This window comes from Gracilibacillus salitolerans (assembly GCF_009650095.1).
GTDB classification, from domain to species: Bacteria; Bacillota; Bacilli; order Bacillales; family Amphibacillaceae; genus Gracilibacillus; species Gracilibacillus salitolerans.
The window spans coordinates 939091-957373 of the sequence record NZ_CP045915.1; the positions used below are offsets into that span (position 1 = coordinate 939091).

Annotated in this window: 17 protein-coding genes and 1 riboswitch; of the genes, 5 read left to right on the forward strand and 12 right to left on the reverse strand. The window is 37.7% G+C overall.

Going from position 1 to position 18283, the window contains the following annotated elements:
• The first annotated feature begins 1 nt into the window (after window position 1).
• Window positions 2-1597: an ABC transporter permease gene (locus GI584_RS04620; RefSeq protein WP_153790415.1), complete on the forward strand. Its 1596-nt coding sequence runs from the start codon at window positions 2-4 to the stop codon at window positions 1595-1597.
• 10 nt (window positions 1598-1607) lie between these two features.
• On the opposite strand, the gene GI584_RS04625 is transcribed toward GI584_RS04620, so the two are convergent.
• The gene (locus tag GI584_RS04625) at window positions 1608-1985 is read right to left on the reverse strand and encodes an SLAP domain-containing protein (RefSeq protein WP_100361795.1); all 378 of its coding nucleotides are present in this window, start codon (window positions 1983-1985) and stop codon (window positions 1608-1610) included.
• Window positions 1986-2083: 98 nt separating this feature from the next.
• Between GI584_RS04625 and GI584_RS04630 the strand changes: the two genes are divergently transcribed.
• On the forward strand, window positions 2084-3805 hold the full coding sequence (locus tag GI584_RS04630) for a methyl-accepting chemotaxis protein (protein ID WP_153790416.1): 1722 nt from the start codon (window positions 2084-2086) through the stop codon (window positions 3803-3805).
• Window positions 3806-3916: 111 nt separating this feature from the next.
• Here GI584_RS04630 and GI584_RS04635 read toward each other — a convergent pair whose 3' ends face one another.
• The 6 genes from GI584_RS04635 to GI584_RS04660 form a co-directional block, all read right to left on the reverse strand.
• The gene (locus GI584_RS04635) at window positions 3917-4813 is read right to left on the reverse strand and encodes a MetQ/NlpA family ABC transporter substrate-binding protein (protein WP_153790417.1); all 897 of its coding nucleotides are present in this window, start codon (window positions 4811-4813) and stop codon (window positions 3917-3919) included.
• A 30-nt stretch (window positions 4814-4843) separates the two neighbouring features.
• Window positions 4844-5512, reverse strand: coding sequence for a methionine ABC transporter permease (locus GI584_RS04640; RefSeq protein ID WP_153790418.1), 669 nt, complete (start codon window positions 5510-5512; stop codon window positions 4844-4846).
• Window positions 5505-6530, reverse strand: a complete 1026-nt coding sequence (locus GI584_RS04645) for a methionine ABC transporter ATP-binding protein (protein ID WP_100361791.1) — start codon at window positions 6528-6530, stop codon at window positions 5505-5507. The genes GI584_RS04640 and GI584_RS04645 overlap by 8 nt, the downstream gene beginning before the upstream one ends.
• Window positions 6531-6698: 168 nt before the next feature.
• A riboswitch (SAM riboswitch) is annotated at window positions 6699-6806 on the reverse strand.
• A 137-nt stretch (window positions 6807-6943) separates the two neighbouring features.
• Complete coding sequence (locus tag GI584_RS04650) at window positions 6944-7612, reverse strand: SIMPL domain-containing protein (RefSeq protein ID WP_153792911.1); 669 nt, start codon at window positions 7610-7612, stop codon at window positions 6944-6946.
• Window positions 7613-7729: 117 nt separating this feature from the next.
• On the reverse strand, window positions 7730-9091 hold the full coding sequence (locus tag GI584_RS04655) for a PFL family protein (RefSeq protein ID WP_153790419.1): 1362 nt from the start codon (window positions 9089-9091) through the stop codon (window positions 7730-7732).
• Window positions 9092-9103: 12 nt separating this feature from the next.
• A complete protein-coding gene (locus GI584_RS04660; RefSeq protein WP_153790420.1) occupies window positions 9104-9376 on the reverse strand; it encodes an ACT domain-containing protein in 273 nt (90 codons plus the stop codon).
• 115 nt (window positions 9377-9491) lie between these two features.
• Here GI584_RS04660 and GI584_RS04665 point away from each other — a divergent pair, with 115 nt between their 5' ends.
• On the forward strand, window positions 9492-10223 hold the full coding sequence (locus tag GI584_RS04665; RefSeq protein WP_153790421.1) for a Cof-type HAD-IIB family hydrolase: 732 nt from the start codon (window positions 9492-9494) through the stop codon (window positions 10221-10223).
• Window positions 10224-10405: 182 nt separating this feature from the next.
• A complete protein-coding gene (gene gndA / locus GI584_RS04670; protein ID WP_153790422.1) occupies window positions 10406-11827 on the forward strand; it encodes an NADP-dependent phosphogluconate dehydrogenase in 1422 nt (473 codons plus the stop codon).
• A 38-nt stretch (window positions 11828-11865) separates the two neighbouring features.
• Here the strand turns inward: gndA and GI584_RS04675 are convergent, their stop codons facing one another.
• From GI584_RS04675 to zwf, 4 genes are all read right to left on the reverse strand, one after another.
• Complete coding sequence (locus GI584_RS04675) at window positions 11866-13332, reverse strand: potassium/proton antiporter (protein ID WP_153792912.1); 1467 nt, start codon at window positions 13330-13332, stop codon at window positions 11866-11868.
• Window positions 13333-13349: 17 nt separating this feature from the next.
• Window positions 13350-13907 carry a tyrosine-type recombinase/integrase gene (locus GI584_RS04680; protein WP_100361784.1) on the reverse strand — a complete coding sequence of 186 codons (558 nt, stop codon included), beginning with the start codon at window positions 13905-13907 and terminating at the stop codon, window positions 13350-13352.
• Between the two features lie 219 nt (window positions 13908-14126).
• Window positions 14127-14756 (reverse strand): cyclase family protein, encoded by a 630-nt coding sequence (locus GI584_RS04685; protein WP_153792913.1) that lies wholly within the window; start codon window positions 14754-14756, stop codon window positions 14127-14129.
• A 71-nt stretch (window positions 14757-14827) separates the two neighbouring features.
• The gene (gene zwf / locus GI584_RS04690) at window positions 14828-16309 is read right to left on the reverse strand and encodes a glucose-6-phosphate dehydrogenase (protein ID WP_153790423.1); all 1482 of its coding nucleotides are present in this window, start codon (window positions 16307-16309) and stop codon (window positions 14828-14830) included.
• Between the two features lie 254 nt (window positions 16310-16563).
• Between zwf and GI584_RS04695 the strand changes: the two genes are divergently transcribed.
• On the forward strand, window positions 16564-17334 hold the full coding sequence (locus GI584_RS04695) for a TIGR01457 family HAD-type hydrolase (protein WP_153790424.1): 771 nt from the start codon (window positions 16564-16566) through the stop codon (window positions 17332-17334).
• Between the two features lie 27 nt (window positions 17335-17361).
• Here GI584_RS04695 and GI584_RS04700 read toward each other — a convergent pair whose 3' ends face one another.
• Window positions 17362-18243, reverse strand: a complete 882-nt coding sequence (locus GI584_RS04700) for a DMT family transporter (protein WP_153790425.1) — start codon at window positions 18241-18243, stop codon at window positions 17362-17364.
• Window positions 18244-18283: the final 40 nt, after the last annotated feature.

Sequence of the window (18283 nt, forward strand, 5' to 3'; positions counted from 1 at the left end):
AATGCTTTTTCATCAATTGAGATTTTTGCTCAGATTTAATGCACGACAAAATTGGCTTGCTAGTATTATTTGGGCATTGTCAATTGTTGGGATTACAGTTGTGGTAGCAGGCGCTTTTGTGAATCTTTTCGGATCTACTCAAGAACGGGATACAATGGCCCAAACGCTAGAAAATCCTGCAATGGTTGCGATGGTTGGACCAGTGTATGGAATTGACAACTATACGACAGGTGCGATGATGGCGAATCAAATGCTATTGTTTACTGCTATTGTTCTTGGAATTATGAGTATATTAATGCTAACGAAATTAACTCGGAAACAAGAAGAGGAAGGGAAATTTGAATTAATTCGTTCTATGCCGGTGGGGAGGTTATCGAGCTTAAGCAGTTCCTTAATTTTAGTAGCATTAGTCAATATTATTATCGGATTAGTAACAGCGATTGGCTTAATTGTGATAAATGTGGAAGGCATTGATGTAGAAGGGTCTATCATGTACGGAGCAGTTTTAACGGTGACAGGATTAATGTTTACCAGTATTACTGCTGTGATTACGCAGTTAACCGAAACATCCCGAGGTGCAGTAGGTTTATCGATGGCTGTACTGCTTCTGGCATATTTCGTTCGGGCAATTGGAGATGTCAGCAGTGAAGCTTTAAGTCTCATTTCACCATTAGGTTTGATTTTACGGGCGGAAGTATATGTGGACAATTATTGGTGGCCGGTCATCGTTTCGGTTCTGATAGCGATGGTGTTTACGGTGCTTGCCTTTTACTTGCATAATAGACGAGATTTAGGTGCTGGATTATTGCCATCCAAGCCTGGTAAGAAAGAAGCCTCCAAGCTATTATTATCACCAATTGGCTTAATTTTACGTTTGCAGCGAACACAAATTATTTCTTGGCTAGTGGCGATGATTTTTTTAGGTGCATCTTATGGATCGGTCTTAGGTGATCTGGAGTCATTCTTTGCAGATAATGAAATGTTCCAGCAACTCCTTGGAGATAATTCGGAATATACGATGACAGAACAATTTATGACGATGTTAATGGTGATTCTATCGATATTTGCGACAATTCCTATGGTCATTTCATTTTTGAGAGTACGTGGGGAAGAGAAGAAAGAGCGTAATGATCATCTTTTAACTACAGGTATTTCAAGATATAAGTTATTAAGCTATTATCTTGGTGTATCAGTAGTAATAGGTGTAGTTTCATTATTTATCGCACTATATGGATTATGGGCAGCAGGAGCAGCGGTTATGGACGATCCGATTCCTTTTGAAAATATCTTAAAAGCGGGGATGTCTTATTTACCTGCGATGCTGATTATCTTAGCGATTGCCAATCTATTATTTGCCTTTCTGCCTAAGTGGACATCATTAGTATGGGCATATCTGGTATTCTCGTTCTTCACCGTATACTTAGGTGGAATGATAGACATACCAGAATGGTTAGCAAACATTTCGAGTTTTAACCACATCCCACAAATTCCGGTAGACGAATTTACGTGGTCACCATTAATTGTTTTACTAGTAATTGGCATCATCTCCTTAATAGCTAGCCAATTCGGTTATCGGAATCGAGATGAGATAGGATAGCGGGACAGGATTAATGTCCCACCTCCAATGAAAAAGGGACATTACGCTTGTTCTCATTACCCATTTCAGGAAAGATAAAGGTCCAAGGCATGGTTGTTTTGGCTGGCAAGTGGAGTCTTTTCTCCTCGATTTGTTGGCTAGCTATTTGTTTGTTTTCTTGAAAGAGTTGGATGCTGATGTTGGTTAGGTCTGCGTTTTCTGATTGGAAGTTATGAATTAAAGTTGTAATGAGTAGATCATTACGATGATTTACTGCGCTTCTAATCGGAACAAACGAGACACCATCTTCAGCATCCTCTTTTGTTTGCTTAAAAACCTCTTCTATTTTCATACGATCTTGTGGACTGATCGTTTTATTCCATGCATCTTCAAAGTATAATTTCTGCATATTTACAGCTCCTCAAAAAATATAATCTAAAAAATCCCGTAAAACCAATGAAAATATGTCATGTTTTGTCGATATAGAGGAAAAGGAGGAATACATTCATGAAAAGATTTTTTGAAAATCAAAAAATATCGACAAAACTGTATGCCATTGTTACTTTAGCAGTACTAGTAATTGTAGCCAGTAGTGCCTTATTTATTAATACTATTTTATCAGTAAGTGATCAATTAGAACAACAGCTTTACGATGATCTTTATGAACCGACGTTTTATTTACTGAATGCTGACAGGGATTTTTATCAGGCAGATCAAGCTCTTATTACGGCTATTTTGAATGAGGAAAGTCAAGAGGAATACAAAGCAGTGTTTGAAGAGAATGCCCAGCAAGTAGAAGAAAGAATGCAGGTAGCAGAAGAAATTCTTCGGAATGATGAGCAAATTGACCAATCAGTTGTTGATGAGCATTTATCTAAATTTCATAGTGGATTTGACAGATGGCGAGATATGACAGTATCAATTTTTCAGGTAAGTGATACTGCTATGCTCAACAGTCTCTTAGAAAATATGAGGGCAGAATTCGATGACACACGAAATGAAATAGATATGCTGCAACAGGAAGTAGAAAAAACATCAGGTCAAATCTTGGAAGAAATAGAAACAACAACCCATTATATTGTTATTTTTTCTGTTCTCATAATGCTTATATTTATTATTATATTATTTGTGTTAAGCTTTGTTCTTATTCGTCAAGTTACAAAGCCGATTTCCAAGCTTGTTGATGCCAATGAACAAGTGGCAGATGGTATTTTGCATATCGATTCACTTGATGATACCCGTAAAGATGAAATAGGCAGTCTAGCCAGAAGTACGAACCGAATGATCGAAGAATTGAAAAGTATGGTACGGCATATCCAGGAGATATCTGTAGAAGTAAATGGGCAGAGCAGGGAATTATCGCAAGCATCAGATGAAGTGAATCTAGGATCTCAACAAATTGCAAGAACAATGGAGGAAATGTCAAATGGCGCTGAAGAGCAGGCCAGTGCATCTAGTGATATTTCAGCTTCCATAGAATCTCTTCATCGAAAGATTGAGGCATCTTCAGAGGAAGGTAAAACACTGCAGGTATCTTCCAATGAAGTATTGGAATTATCAGTAGAAAGCGGTACACAGTTAAATGACTCTGTAGAACAAATGCAAGAGATTACAGCAATGATGCAAACGTCATTAACTAAAGTGCAAAGTTTGGAACAGCAATCCAGTAAAATTTCCACTTTAATTGACGTTATTCAAGATATTGCTGAACAAACGAACCTATTAGCGTTAAACGCAGCAATCGAAGCAGCACGTGCGGGTGATTCTGGAAAAGGGTTTGCTGTAGTAGCAGATGAAGTAAGAAAATTAGCTGAACAAGTAAGTAGTTCCGTTACAGAAATTACAGATATAATCGGTGGATTGCAGTCAGAAACAAACGATGTAGCAGGTGTGTTAGAAGGAGGCTACTCCATCGTTGAAAAAGGAAATCATCGGATTCAGGAAAGTCATCAAAGCTTCCAGACGATCCAATCACAAATGAAAGATATGATAGGAAGAATCAATATCATAAGCACCAATCTGAATGATATCCAATCATCTAGCGAGAAAGTAAGTGATGCAAGTACCGATATCGCTTCAACATCCGAAGAAGTGGCTGCTGGTATTGAAGAAAGCTCAGCAACAGCTGAAGAACAATCAGCATCGATGCAGGAAATTGCAAATAACTCCAATCATTTGGAAAAACTGTCTCAAGATTTAAATCAGCTGATAAGCAAGTTTAAAGTATAAATGGGAAAGTCGAAGAAGGGGAGCTGACCCATTGTCTCCCGTTTCCAACCACCAATAATTTTACGACACTAAAAAGCACCCGGCAGTTAAGCCAGGTGCTTTCCACTTTTATTATTCAGATACAGGTACTACTGCACCTTCATAATCTTCTTCAATAAATGTTTGGATTTCTTCAGAACGTAATACTTCCACTAATGTGTGAAGTGCTTCGTTGTCTTCATCTTCCGCACGTGCCGCAATGACGTTCACGTATGGTGATTCAGAACCTTCAAGGATTAATGCATCGTCAGTCGGTACTAAATCAGCCTCTATCGCATAGTTAGTATTGATTGCAACTAATGCATCAGCTTCACGCTCATAGAATTCAGGGAGGAAACCTGCGTCAATATCCGTATCAAATTCTAAGTTTAATGGATTTTCCGCGACGTCTTGAACCGTTGCATCAACAGCTTCTACATCTTCTGCAAGTGTGATAAGTCCTTCTCTTTCAAGAAGTGAAAGCACACGACCATGATCAGCAACAGAGTTACTCATGATGACAACAGTACCTTCATCGATATCATCAATGCTTTCAATGTTCTGAGAATAGATTCCCATTGGCTCAATGTGAATACCACCAATGTTCACGAAATCAAATCCTTTTTCCTCCATTTGTGACTCTAAATAGGGAATGTGTTGGAAATAGTTTGCATCAAGAGTGCCGCTTTCCAAGTCATCATTAGGGAATACATAATCTTGATATACTTCAATTTTAAGTTCGATACCTTGTTCTTCTAAAAGTGGTTTTGCTTCTTCTAAGATTTCAGCGTGTGGCACACTACTAGCTCCAACAACTAGCTCTGTTACTTCCTGATCTTCAGTCTTTTCCTCTGTGCCTTCTTCAGCACCCTCTGTCTCTCCAGCGTTGTTATTATCTTCAGCTGCTTCGTCTTCCTCATTCGCTGTTCCACAAGCAACTAATGCGATTAAAAGCAATGTTGCAAATAATAATGTAAGTAGTTTTTTCACAATAAATCATCCCTTCTTTTATTTTATTATTTATCTTTTATCTATCGCTTTGGATAGTAAATCACCAATGAATTGAAAAATGAATACGATGATAATAATTAAAATAGTACATGCTAACACGACATCAAAATCACGACGTTGGAAGCCTTGTAAATAAGCTAAATTTCCAAGTCCACCTGCGCCAATAACACCAGCCATTGCCGTATAACCTATTAAAGCAATTGCGGTTACAGTTAAGCCGGATATGAGAGCCGGCATCGATTCAGGTAACAATACTTTGAAAATAATTGTATGTGTTTTTGCCCCCATTGCTTTGGCAGCTTCGATAACCCCTTTATCAACTTCCTTCAAGCCAATTTCTACGAGACGGGCATAGAATGGTGCAGCCCCGACAATTAATGCAGGCAATGCTGCTTTCCAACCTCTGATTGTTCCAATTAAAAAATCGGTAAAAGGGAAAAGTAATAGAATTAATATGATAAAAGGGATGGCACGAAAGACGTTTACGATCATTGCTGTAATAAAATTAATCAAACGATTTTGCCATAAGTTCCCTGAATCTGTCAGGAATAATAATAATCCGAGTAAAATACCAAAAATTAAAGTACCGAGTATCGCAATGCTCGTCATATAAAAGGTTTCTAAAGTGGCTTCCCATAAATCCTCTGGTATTACATTAGGAAATAGCTCCTCAAGCATGCTTTAACACCTCAACTTCCACACCGGTGTCTTCCATAAATTCGATTGTTTTCTTTAGAATCTCTTTTTCACCGTTTATTTCGATAAATAAAGTACCATAAGCACCTTCCTGAGTTGGTGCAATGGAACCTTGCAATATATTGATCTCTACATCAAATGTTTTGGCAACCTCACTAATAAGAGCACGCTTAGCACTCTTGCCGATAAAATGAAGTTTAATCACTTCACTGTCTTCGCGATCATTTATAAATTCCGTTAATTTATCTTTTTCATGTTCTAACGGATTAAGCTGTTGGACAAATCGCTTCGTTGTTTTGGATTGCGGTTTGACAAAGACATTTAGTACATCGCCTGTCTCGACCACTTTTCCATTCTCCATCACAGCAACGCGATGACAGATCTTCTGGATGACATGCATCTCGTGTGTAATCAAAATGATGGTCAGTCCTAATTTTTTGTTAATAGAAACTAACAAGTCCAAAATATCATCTGTTGTTTCTGGGTCAAGTGCTGAAGTAGCTTCATCACATAGTAATACTTCAGGGTCATTCGCCAGCGCCCTTGCTATACCGACACGTTGCTTTTGACCACCACTTAACTGTGAAGGATACGCATTTTCTTTTCCGGAAAGGCCAACAAGATTAATTAGTTCCAACGCTTTTTCTTTTCGCTTTGCTTTTGAAACACCAGCAATTTCTAATGGGAAAGTGATGTTTTCAAAAACGGTGCGAGACCATAATAAGTTAAAATGCTGAAAAATCATGCCAATCTTTTGCCGTTTTTTTCGTAGCTGATTCCCTGGCATTTTCGTAATATCCTTATCATGGATAACCACAGAACCGTCTGTTGGTTCTTCTAGGCGGTTAATGAGTCGGACAAACGTACTCTTACCAGCACCACTATATCCAATGACACCAAAAATTTCGCCTTGTTCTATATTAAGTGAAACATTATCGACAGCTTGCACTTCTTGCTTTTTTGTTTTATATAGTTTCGATAAGTTTTGTATGCGAATCATTCATTCACGCTCCCTTGTTTATCACGGCGCTAACTTCCTGTTAAGTTTCACTAACCATCAGTGGGTGTCAAAGCCCTTACTGATGAAAGTCTCACTTTATTGTGCCGCGAACACAATAAAAAAATCCTTTCTGTTCTAAGAGGACAGAAAGGATGTTTATTAAATGTCCTCTCATCTTTCAAAGCTTAGGAGCTTTGATGGATTTAGCACCTATCAGTTTTAACTGACGGTTGCCGGGTTTCATAGGGCCAGTCCCTCCACCACTCTTGATAAGAGCTACCGTATTTAATTCATAAACAACATAATATCATCATGCGGAGAAATCGTCAATTGCTTTTGAAAAAGTAAAACTATTCTGAAAATAATAAGGCGATGTGTGAAAGAGATAGGATAATGGCAAAAAGCAAAGTTTTCTAATAACGAAACTTTGCTTCAACTTTAGCTTTAATTTCCAGCTTGCCTGGTTCGATAGGGGTGGTAGGACTGTCAGTGGAAACACCTAATACTAAGGGACGAGATTCCCTATCTTCACGCCTAGAAATTTCTTCTAAGGAATATGGAACGGCACTAACGCTTACTCCTAACTCTTGGGCAATAATGCTAACCTTTACCTGAGTATTTTCGACCGCACGTTTAAGCGCTTCTTGATAATATCGATCTTGATTTGCTATAGTTAACTCAATGTTACGAACGATATTTGCACCATGATCAACTGCAATATCAACAATCGGTCCCACCTTATTTATTGGTGTGATAATAACCTTTAGCAAATTGGTTACGCGATAGCCTCTAAAAATTTCAACGCCTTCTTTATAGTCATAATCTATGTCTATTCGGTAATCTTGTGTTCTAATATGGTTTTGAGGGATATTCTCTAGAAGTAGTGCATGAATTACATTGTTTGTGTACTCAGCATTATCACGCTGTGCTTTTTGGAGGTTGGAATCTTCTGTTTTAACACCTAGGATAACTTCGGCTTGATCTGGTTCAACAGACACCATACCATCGCCTGCTACTAGTATGGAATGATCATTCTGTCGTACTTGTGAATGAGATCTTATGTTTGGATTAGCATAATACATCATTTTCACCTTTTCTTGTTAAATTTTTTTACTTCTACTTTATTCGGAATAAGGTGAATACATTCTTTTTTCATAATAATTTCGTTTATTAAAAAGAACCGGGCAACCCCGGTTCTATTAATTAATCAATGATTGTAATGGGGCAGGAATTCTGCCACCTCGTTGAATTAATTTATCAGAAGAGAATTGGTTCACGCCAATAATTGGTGCGCGACCAAGCAGGCCACCGAATTCAACCGTTTCTCCTTCTTCTTTACCAATTACAGGAATTACCCGTATAGCGGTTGTTTTTTTATTGATCATACCAATGGCAGCCTCATCTGCAATAATGGCTGACAATGTCTCGGGACTGGCATTTCCTTCTAAGGCGATCATATCTAATCCAACCGAGCAAACACATGTCATCGCCTCTAATTTAGAAAGGTTCAATGCTCCTTCTTCAATACCACGAATCATGCCGTTATCCTCGCTAACTGGAATAAAAGCACCACTTAACCCGCCAACGTAGGAACTGGCCATCGCTCCACCTTTTTTAACAGCATCATTCATTAATGCTAAGGCAGCGATTGTACCGTGTGTTCCTACACGTTCTAGTCCAATTTCTTCTAATATTTCAGCAACACTATCATTCATCGCATTGGTAGGTGCAAGGGAAAGGTCCATAATTCCAAAAGGAACGTTCAAGCGTTCGGCAACAACACGTCCGATTAACTCACCAGCTCTTGTTATTTTAAAAGCAGTATTCTTTATTACGTCAGATACTTCACCTAAATCTGCATTTGGGTATCGTTTTAGTGCATTAAGGACAACTCCAGGGCCACTTACCCCAACACTTAAGACTGATTCTCCTTCTCCAGCACCGTGAAAAGCTCCAGCCATAAATGGATTATCCTCGACAGGGTTACAAAAGACAACTAACTTCGCACAACCGATACTGTTGTCGTCTTTCGTTAATGTAGCTGTTTCGTGAATGATCTGTCCCATTTGACGGACTGCATCCATGTTTATCCCTGTTCTTGTAGTTGCAACTGAAATCGAAGAACAAACACGCTCCGTTTTACTTAGTGCCTCAGGTAAAGCATCAAGTAATATTTGATCCCCTTTAGAAATACCTTTATGTACTAAGGCAGAGAAGCCACCGATAAAGTCTACATCTAAAGTTTGTGCTGCCTTATCCAACGTTTCGGCAAGTTCGATTGCTTGTTCTTTCGTTGCGTTACCTAACAATTCAGCAGCAGGAGAAATCGCGATTCGTTTATTAATAATCGGAACACCATATTCTTTTGCTACTTGATTAGCGGTTGTCTGCAAGTCCTTTGCATAACAGGTGATCTTTTCATACACCTTTCGTTTGACTGTTTCAAAATCATGATCAGCACAATCACGCAAGCTGATTCCCATAGTCACCGTTCGAATATCAAGGTGTTCCATTTCTACCATACGTATCGTTTCTTGAATTTCGGTAAAAGCTATTGGCATCTGTTTCCCTCCTTAGACACGATGCATCGCTTGAAAGATATCTTCTAATTGAATATTGATTTTTAAACCTAATTCTTGTTCAACAGGCTTGAATTTTTCTTGTAATGTCTCGAGATTACTTGGATCATTAATTTCAATCAACATAATCATCGTAAAAAAGCCTTGTAATATAGTCTGGCTAATATCTAAAATATTGATATTGTTTCCCGATATCACAGTGGTTACTTTGGCGATGATACCTACCTGGTCTTTGCCAACCACACTGACTACAGCTCGTTTTTGCATTTATGTCACCTCATTTTTTATTGATATACTTTATTATACCCAAAGCATCCTTTTTTGCTAAATTATACTGCATCGCATAAAATAAAAGGGAATGCATGATGAGAGGAGCTTACATATGAAAAAGGATATCCAACTCATTGCTCTAGACATGGACGGAACCTTGTTAGGCAATGACCACCGAGTTTCGGAAACGAACAAAGAAGCAATTATAAAAGCACGGGAAAAAGGTGTAGAAGTGATTATTTCTACAGGAAGACATTATCAAACAAGCTCTGATATTGCAAAAGAATTGGATATACATTATCTGATAACGGTAAATGGCAGTGAAATTTGGACAATGACTGGTGATTTAATTGCTCGTCAAACACTTGATGCAAGAATTATTGAGAAGCTTGTTGCTTTAAAAGAAGAGCATCAAACATGGGCATGGTTATCTTCAACAGATCAAATCTGGCGAGGAGAAGTGCCAGAAGATATTTTAGCACATGAGTGGTTAAAATTTGGTTTTGACACAAAAGATCCAGAAACTAAAGGAAAGATTATGGAAACAATTGAAAGCTGGGAAGAAATTGAGTTAAGTAACTCCAGCCCAACAAATATAGAAGTCAATGCTGTAGGTGTCAATAAAGCAGCAGCGATTGAGATTGTTTGTGAACGTTTAGGAATTAACATGTCTCAGGTAATGGCCATGGGCGATAGCTTAAATGATATTAAAATGATCCAAAAAGCAGGACTAGGAGTTGCAATGGGGAATGCCCAAGAGGAAGTCAAAAAAGTAGCTGACACAGAAACAACCACAAACGACCAAGACGGCGTAGCAAGAGCGATAGAAGAATGGGTGTTGTAAATAGTCTAACGGAGGATTATAAATTTTCAGAAAATTAATAGCTATTACTTGCAGAGCCCGTTTCTATATAATAACTTATTATATGGAGTGAATTTTTCAGATCACTACAGTAATATTCGATTTCGTGCTAAAATAGATAATGGAATAATACATAGTGACAAAAAAAAGGAGCGAATAATAGGATGGCAAAACAACAATTTGGTGTGATAGGTCTTGCTGTTATGGGTAAAAATCTTGCACTTAACGTGGAAAGCAGAGGATACTCTTTAGCAGTATTTAACAGAACTTATCAAAAAACAGAAGACTTTTTAAATAATGAAGCAAAAGGTAAAAACTTTGTTGGGGCAGAAACCATCGAGGAATTTGTAAATTCTTTAGAAACACCTCGTAAGATCATGCTTATGGTACAAGCTGGTCCGGCAACTGACGCAACCATTGCTTCACTAAAACCACTTCTTGATGAAGGAGATATTTTAATCGACGGTGGTAACACTTTTTTCAAAGATACTATGCGTCGTAACGCAGAGTTAGACGAATCTGGTATTCACTTTATCGGAACTGGTGTATCTGGTGGGGAAGAAGGGGCACTTAAGGGGCCGTCTATCATGCCAGGAGGACAAAAAGAAGCATATGATAAAGTAGCACCAATTTTCGAAGCAATTTCTGCAAAAGTGGAAGGTGATCCTTGTGTAACTTACATCGGGCCAAACGGTGCTGGTCACTATGTAAAAATGGTTCACAACGGTATCGAGTATGGCGATATGCAACTAATCTGTGAAGCATACTTTATTATGAAGCACGTACTTGGACTTGGAGCAGAAGAACTTCATGAAGTATTTGCAGAATGGAATAAAGGGGAACTCGACAGTTACCTAATTGAAATCACTACAGATATCTTCAAGAAGAAAGATAAAGAAACAGGCAAACCAATGATAGATGTTATCCTTGATACTGCTGGTCAAAAAGGTACAGGTAAATGGACAAGCCAAAGCTCACTAGACTTAGGTGTACCATTACCAGTTATTACGGAATCTGTTTTTGCACGTTTCATTTCTGCGATGAAAGAAGAGCGTGTAGCAGCAAGCAAAGTATTACAAGGGCCGTCTGCTGGCGACAAGCCATATGAAGGCGACAAAGACGAGCTTATCGAAGCAATCCGTAAAGCACTTTATATGAGTAAAATTGTTTCTTATGCACAAGGTTTCGCACAAATGCGTGCAGCTTCTGAAGAAAATGACTGGAATTTACAATACGGAAACATTTCTATGATCTTCCGTGGTGGATGTATCATCCGTGCACAATTCTTACAAAAAATTAAAGAAGCATATGATCGTGATCCAGCACTTGCGAACCTATTGCTTGATCCATACTTCAAAGAGATCGTGGAAAGCTATCAAACTTCTCTACGTAAAGTGCTTTCTCTTGCAATGGAACGCGGTATTCCAGTACCAGGCTTTGCTAGTGCATTAGCTTACTATGACAGCTATCGTACAGAAACATTGCCTGCAAACTTACTACAAGCACAACGCGACTACTTTGGTGCTCACACGTATCAGCGTAACGACAAAGAAGGCGTGTTCCATACAGAATGGTTGGAAGACTAATAATGAGAAAACCCTCTTGCTTTTTGGCAAGAGGGTTTTTAGCCTTCTAATAATTCCTTCAATTGTGTTTTGTTCTTTTTAGAAACTAAAATAAATAGAATATCACCTTTTTTAATGATGGTGTCACCAGTTGGGGTAACCAATTCATTATTTCTTATGATAGCACTTATTAAAGCATCCTTAGGAAAATCAATATCTACTAATTGTTCTCCTATCAAATTCCCTTCATCTCGCACCTCATATTCAATCATTTCTGCATTTGTTTTTCCAATGGAAATAAGCTCTAAGCTATGCATTGGCTCAGTCCGAGTGCGACCTGATAATCCAAGTTTATCAGCAAGAATAGAGATCGTGGATCCTTGAATCGAAGCGGAGATTAAAACAACGAAGAACACAACATTAAAAAATAATTGTCCATTATCTAGCCCTGCTACCATCGGAAAGGTGGCTAATACGATAGGAACTGCACCTTTTAAACCTGCCCACGAAAGAAAGATTATTTCTTTGAAGGTGTAAGTTAACTTAAATGTGCTAATAAATACTGCTATTGGGCGAGCCAGTAAAATTAAAATTAATGAAATAACTAACCCTTTCCAAATGATGTTGAAAGTAAATAAGTCATTTGGAAAAACAAGCAGTCCCAGTATAGTAAACATAAGAATTTGAGCAATCCATGCAATACCTTCATTAAAACGGAAAATCGAATGACGATAGGATATTTCTGAGTTTCCGATATACACAGCTAATACATACACAGCTAATAGTCCACTAGCCTGCACAAGGTCAGAAAAACTAAACGTTAACAACGCAAATGCCAGACCAAACACAGGATATAATCCACTTGAATCTAAATTTATTTTATTGATGGAATAAACAGCTATTACTCCCATCACTAAACCAACTAAAATACCTGCAAGCATTTGCCAAAAAAATGAGCCAATTAAGAAAAAGTAAGAAGTCTGGTCATTCATGATTAATTCAATGAAAGAGATAGTAAGTATCATAGCCATAGGATCATTTGAGCCAGACTCTGCTTCTAAGGTTGATCCGATTCTCGGCTTAATATTTTGTCCTTTTAAAACTGCAAAGACAGCAGCTGCATCAGTAGAACCAACGATTGCTCCAAACAGGAAACCTTCTAACCAAGTGACCCCTAAAATGAATTTAGCAGCAACGGCAACTACCAATGAAGTGATAACAACGCCTAATGTAGCTAGTGAAATGGATGGACCAATAACTGGGCGGATATTATTCCATTTCGTTTGCAGCCCTCCCTCAAACAGAATGATAACAAGTGCCAGCATACCAATTAATTGTGTAAGGTTATAATCACTAAAATAAATGAAATTTAACCCGTCGCTTCCAACTAGCATTCCAATTGCTATATATAAAATTAGCACTGGTACACCAATTCTGCTTGAAAATTTAGTGGTTAAAACTCCTATAATAAACAATAATCCTATCGTTAAAATAAAGTATTCCGTAGTAAATAAGTCACCATTCATGGACATTCCCTTTCTTTTTATAAATTCACATCTACTTGTATAGACGTGTGCTCATTTTTATCTATTCCAATATAGTGAAATGTTTCAGAAGTAGAGGAATGTCCATATATATCCCTTATGATGGATATGGCGATTCCTTTCCTGTAGGCGTGATACCCAAATGTTTTTCGTAATGTATGCGTGCCAATCCTATCATTAATTCCAATTTCCCGTGTGGCTTTATTTATGATTCGATAGGCCTGTTGACGTGTAATAGGGTAGGATCCGTTTTTAGTCTTAAATAAGTAATCTTCTGAGGATAGATTTGCTTGTAGCATATATTGATTCAAGGCAGAACGAACTTTAGAGTTTAAATAAATAGAGCGGTTTGTTTTGTTATGGATGGATTGTAAAAATTCTCTTGGTTGTTCTCCGACCCATACTTGATCAACTTTAATTGCTAATAACTCATTAATACGTAAGCCTGTATTAATTTCAAATACAAATAATAGGTAATCGCGGAGGGAGCGTTTTTTAAGATATGTTCTTAATTTCCTTATATGATTTACATCTTTAATAGGTAAAACAAATTCCATTTTTATCTCTCCATTTATGTTACTTATTACATATTATATCAAAGGTTTTGTAACACACAAAATGGTTTGCATAAAAAAACGTTGATCACTGACCAACGTTTTTGATACATAAATAATGAAATTTTATTTTAGAGGGAGCTACATCGATAAGAAACAATCTTATGGACAAAAATATTTCAAATTAGAATCTAGTATCCGCAATAACCTCCAACAAAAAAGTTACGAACTCGGAAATTGATCAAATAATAAAACTCTCGCTGGTGCTGCTTCCGTACCTACTAATTTTAAAGGAGCCGCAACCATAGAGTACACTCCAGGTTCAATATCTTTTAATCGTAGACCTTCCACAATGATGATGTCATTCTTAAACAGTTTGCGGTGGGTTGGATTACCTTCCTGGCTGCGTTCTATCCCTAATGTATCAATACCGATACCTTCAATTCCTTTTTCCACTAAGTATTCAGCACCATCTTCTTTTAAATAAATAAATTCATAGTCAAAATCCTCACTATGATAGTAAGAGTTTTTTGTTTTACATAAAAGAAAATCATCCTGCTCAATCGAATGCGCTTCCAAATCAGATCGAGTGATACCATCTTCTGCCTTTTCCAGATCGAGTACTTTCACTTGTCGCACAAGTCGCTCCAATTGTATTGTTTCAAAGGTGTCTGCGTCATTGATCATGTGTAATGGTGCATCGATATGGGTACCAGTGTGAAGCCCCAGTGTAGCCGTAGTATCTGTGACATGACCATTCGTTTGGGTATCAAAAACAGGTTTCTTACTGACTATGTCCTCCCACACTTGCATGGCTGGATAGACATCCATCGAAATATCATAAAATTTCATCATCATTCCTCCTCCTTTGATAGGAAAAAAGCAACCAATCAACGTTACATTGATTGATTGCTTTTGCATCTTTATTCTGGGGTAACGTCCCACCACTCGAAACCATCTTTGTTTAATAAAAGATCTGCATCTTCTGGACCATTCGATCCTGTTGTATAGTTAGGGAAGTCTGCTTTTTTCTTCGACCATGCATTTGCTATCACATCGACAAACTTCCAAGATAGAGCTACTTCATCCCAATGGGTAAAGTTAGTAGAATCACCGCGCATACAGTCATGTAATAAAATCTCGTATGCTTCAGGTGTATTCATTTTATCTTCTGAGTTATTGTCATAGCTTAATGTGATTGGCGTAGAAGACGCATTGTAGTCGCCTTTCTTCGCATTAACATGTAACGTAATACCTTCATGTGGCTGTACGTGAATCACTAATAAGTTTGACTTTGTCTCATGTTCTTGACCATAGTAAAGATTCATTGGTAAGTCTTTGAATTCTACCACGATTTCCGTTGATTTACGTTTCATACGTTTCCCAGTACGAATGTAGAATGGAACACCAGCCCAACGGAAGTTATCAATCATTAGTTTCGCTGCGACAAATGTATCAGTATTAGACTCTGGGTCTACGCCGTTACCTTCACGGTATGCAGGTAGTTCTTCACCATTGACATTACCTTTGTCATATTGACCGCGAATGAAGTAATCATCCACTTCATTTTCATTTAATTTGCGTAAAGCACGCAATACTTTTACTTTTTCACCACGGATTTCTTCAGGTGTTAATTTGATTGGTGGATCCATCGCGATTAACGCAAGCATTTGTAGCATATGGTTTTGCACCATATCTTTTAAGGCGCCTGCACCATCATAATAACGTCCACGCTCTTCTACACCGAGAATCTCACTTGATGTGATTTGGATATTAGAAATATATTGGTTATTCCATAATGGCTCAAATAAAGCATTAGCAAAACGGATAACTTCAATATTTTGCACCATTTCTTTACCAAGGTAATGGTCAATACGATAAATCTGATCCTCCGAAAATGCTTCGCGTATTTGGTCATTCAGCTCTTTGGCTGACTGATAATCATGACCAAACGGTTTTTCGATAACGAGGCGAGTCCATCCTTTTGTCGTTGTTAAACCTTCTGATTTAAGGTTAGCTGCAAGTGTTCCAAAGAAATTAGGTGCCATAGAGAAATAGAATAGGCGATTACCTTCTGTATCATGCTTGCCATCTAATTCTTTAATTAATGTTTCCAATTCTTGATAGTGTTCAAGATCTTGGATATCAAATGGGTTGTAGTGGAAGTGACTCGCGAATTCATCTTTGTCAATATGAGGATCATCAAAATTATCGATGGATTCTTTTACTTTGTCACGAAATACCTCATTTGTCCATGGTCGTCTTGCCACACCAATTACGGCAAAATTATCGGATAACTTTCCATTTCGGTAAAGTCGGTAAATGGAAGGGTAAAGTTTTCTGTTTGCTAGATCCCCTGTTGCACCAAAAATCACAATTACTGCTTTTGGGTTATTCGTTGTCATTAACTTTAACTACCTTTCTACTTGTTTATTTACGAGTTAAACGCATATGTGTCACGATATGCTTATAACTATGTAATTTACTAAGATAACAGCATACTTTATTATTTTATCATGTTAAATACTTCTGTTAAATTATTTAACATGATAACATACAAATAACTGCTAAGTCTTTATTGTCATAAATATATACTATCATGTATTGTGAAAATGACAAATGAAATACATGGAATTTTCAAAAAATTCAGGAGGATATCATGCAAAAATATAAAGGATTTTTAATTGATCTAGATGGGACAGTCTACAAAGGAACAGAAAAAATAATCGAAGCTATTGATTTTGTGAAGGAGTTAGACCGTAGAGGATTACCATATCTCTTTTTAACGAACAATTCTACCAAACATCCGAGTGATGTATCGAAAAAGTTAGTCGACATGGGAGTGCCAAGTACAACTGAGCACGTATTTACAACAAGTATGGCAACTGCAAGCTACATAAAAGAACAGAAGGCTGATGCGAAGGTTTACCCTATTGGAGAAGAAGGATTACATATGGCGTTAGAAGAATGTGGTCTCGAAATCGTGGAAGAAGGTGCAGACTATGTGGTAATGGGATTGGATCGCACTATTAATTATGAGAAACTAGCAAAAGGTGCCCTAAATATCCGTGCAGGAGCAAAATTTGTAGCGACAAATGGTGATGTAGCACTGCCTACAGAGCGTGGCTTTTTACCTGGTGCTGGTTCATTAATTTCTGTATTATCGGTTACAACTGGCGTCGAGCCCAAATTTATCGGAAAACCGGAATCCATTATTGTTGACCAGGCGATTGAAGTATTAGGCACTGCAAAAGAAGAGACTTTAATGGTTGGTGATAATTATGCGACAGATATTCTGGCAGGGATCAATGCTGGTATTGATTCGTTACTAGTACATACAGGAGTAACGACAAAAGCAGATCTTAAAGATATCGAGAAACATCCAACATTTGCGATAGATAGCTTAGCAGAATGGATTTTTGACGAGTGAAAAATAATGAGCCGTTATGACGACGGCTCATTTGTTGTCTTTCACTCGATTCGTGATCAGGACTCCAAAGATAACGAATAACGCTCCAATTACTTGAATCCATGTGAGCTGCTCCCCTAAAAAGATCACGGCACCGATCATCGTAAAGACAGGGATGAGATTAAGAAAGACTGATGCTCTCGATGGTCCGATTGCTGCAATCCCTTTGTTATAAGCAATCAGTGCAACAAGTGAAGGAAAGATCCCTAAATAGAGCAGACCAGAAAAAACCTTCCAAGACCAGTTAATCGTTTGGATTTGTCCGATTTCGATTGTCATTAATGGAATGAACATGATAATAGCGACAACTGTCATAACAAGTAGAGCACCATAAGTAGGAAATTTCCAAGTATGCTGTTTGATAAAGATGGAATAAAACGCCCACGTAACCATGGCTAGAATCATGATCAGATCCCCACTATTAAATTGTAAATTCATGATGATCTCCAGTGAACCTTTCGTAATCACAAAGAAGACACCAAATAAGGAAATAAATACACCTATTAATTGCTTTTGTGAAAAACGTTCATTAAACAATAAAAAGGTAAGAATTAAGGTGAAAATAGGGGCAGTTGCCTCGACAATCCCAGCATTGATTGATGTGGTATAGTTTAATGCTAAATATACGAAAATATTAAATAATACAAGACCGGTAGCTGATAATGCGAGAATCGCTTTCCATTCCTTTTTCCATAAATCCTTATTGTTTTTCCACTCCCGATAGCCAAACGGAATGATCACTAACAATGCAACAAGATAGCGGAACAAAGACAAGGTAATCGGAGGTATTTCCTGTGCAACAGGCTTCCCAACTATTAAGTTCCCTGCATAAAATATCGCTGCTAATATTAAAAGAAGATAAGCCTTCATGATTTCACCTCCAACAGAAGGAAGCATAACACTTTTTTAT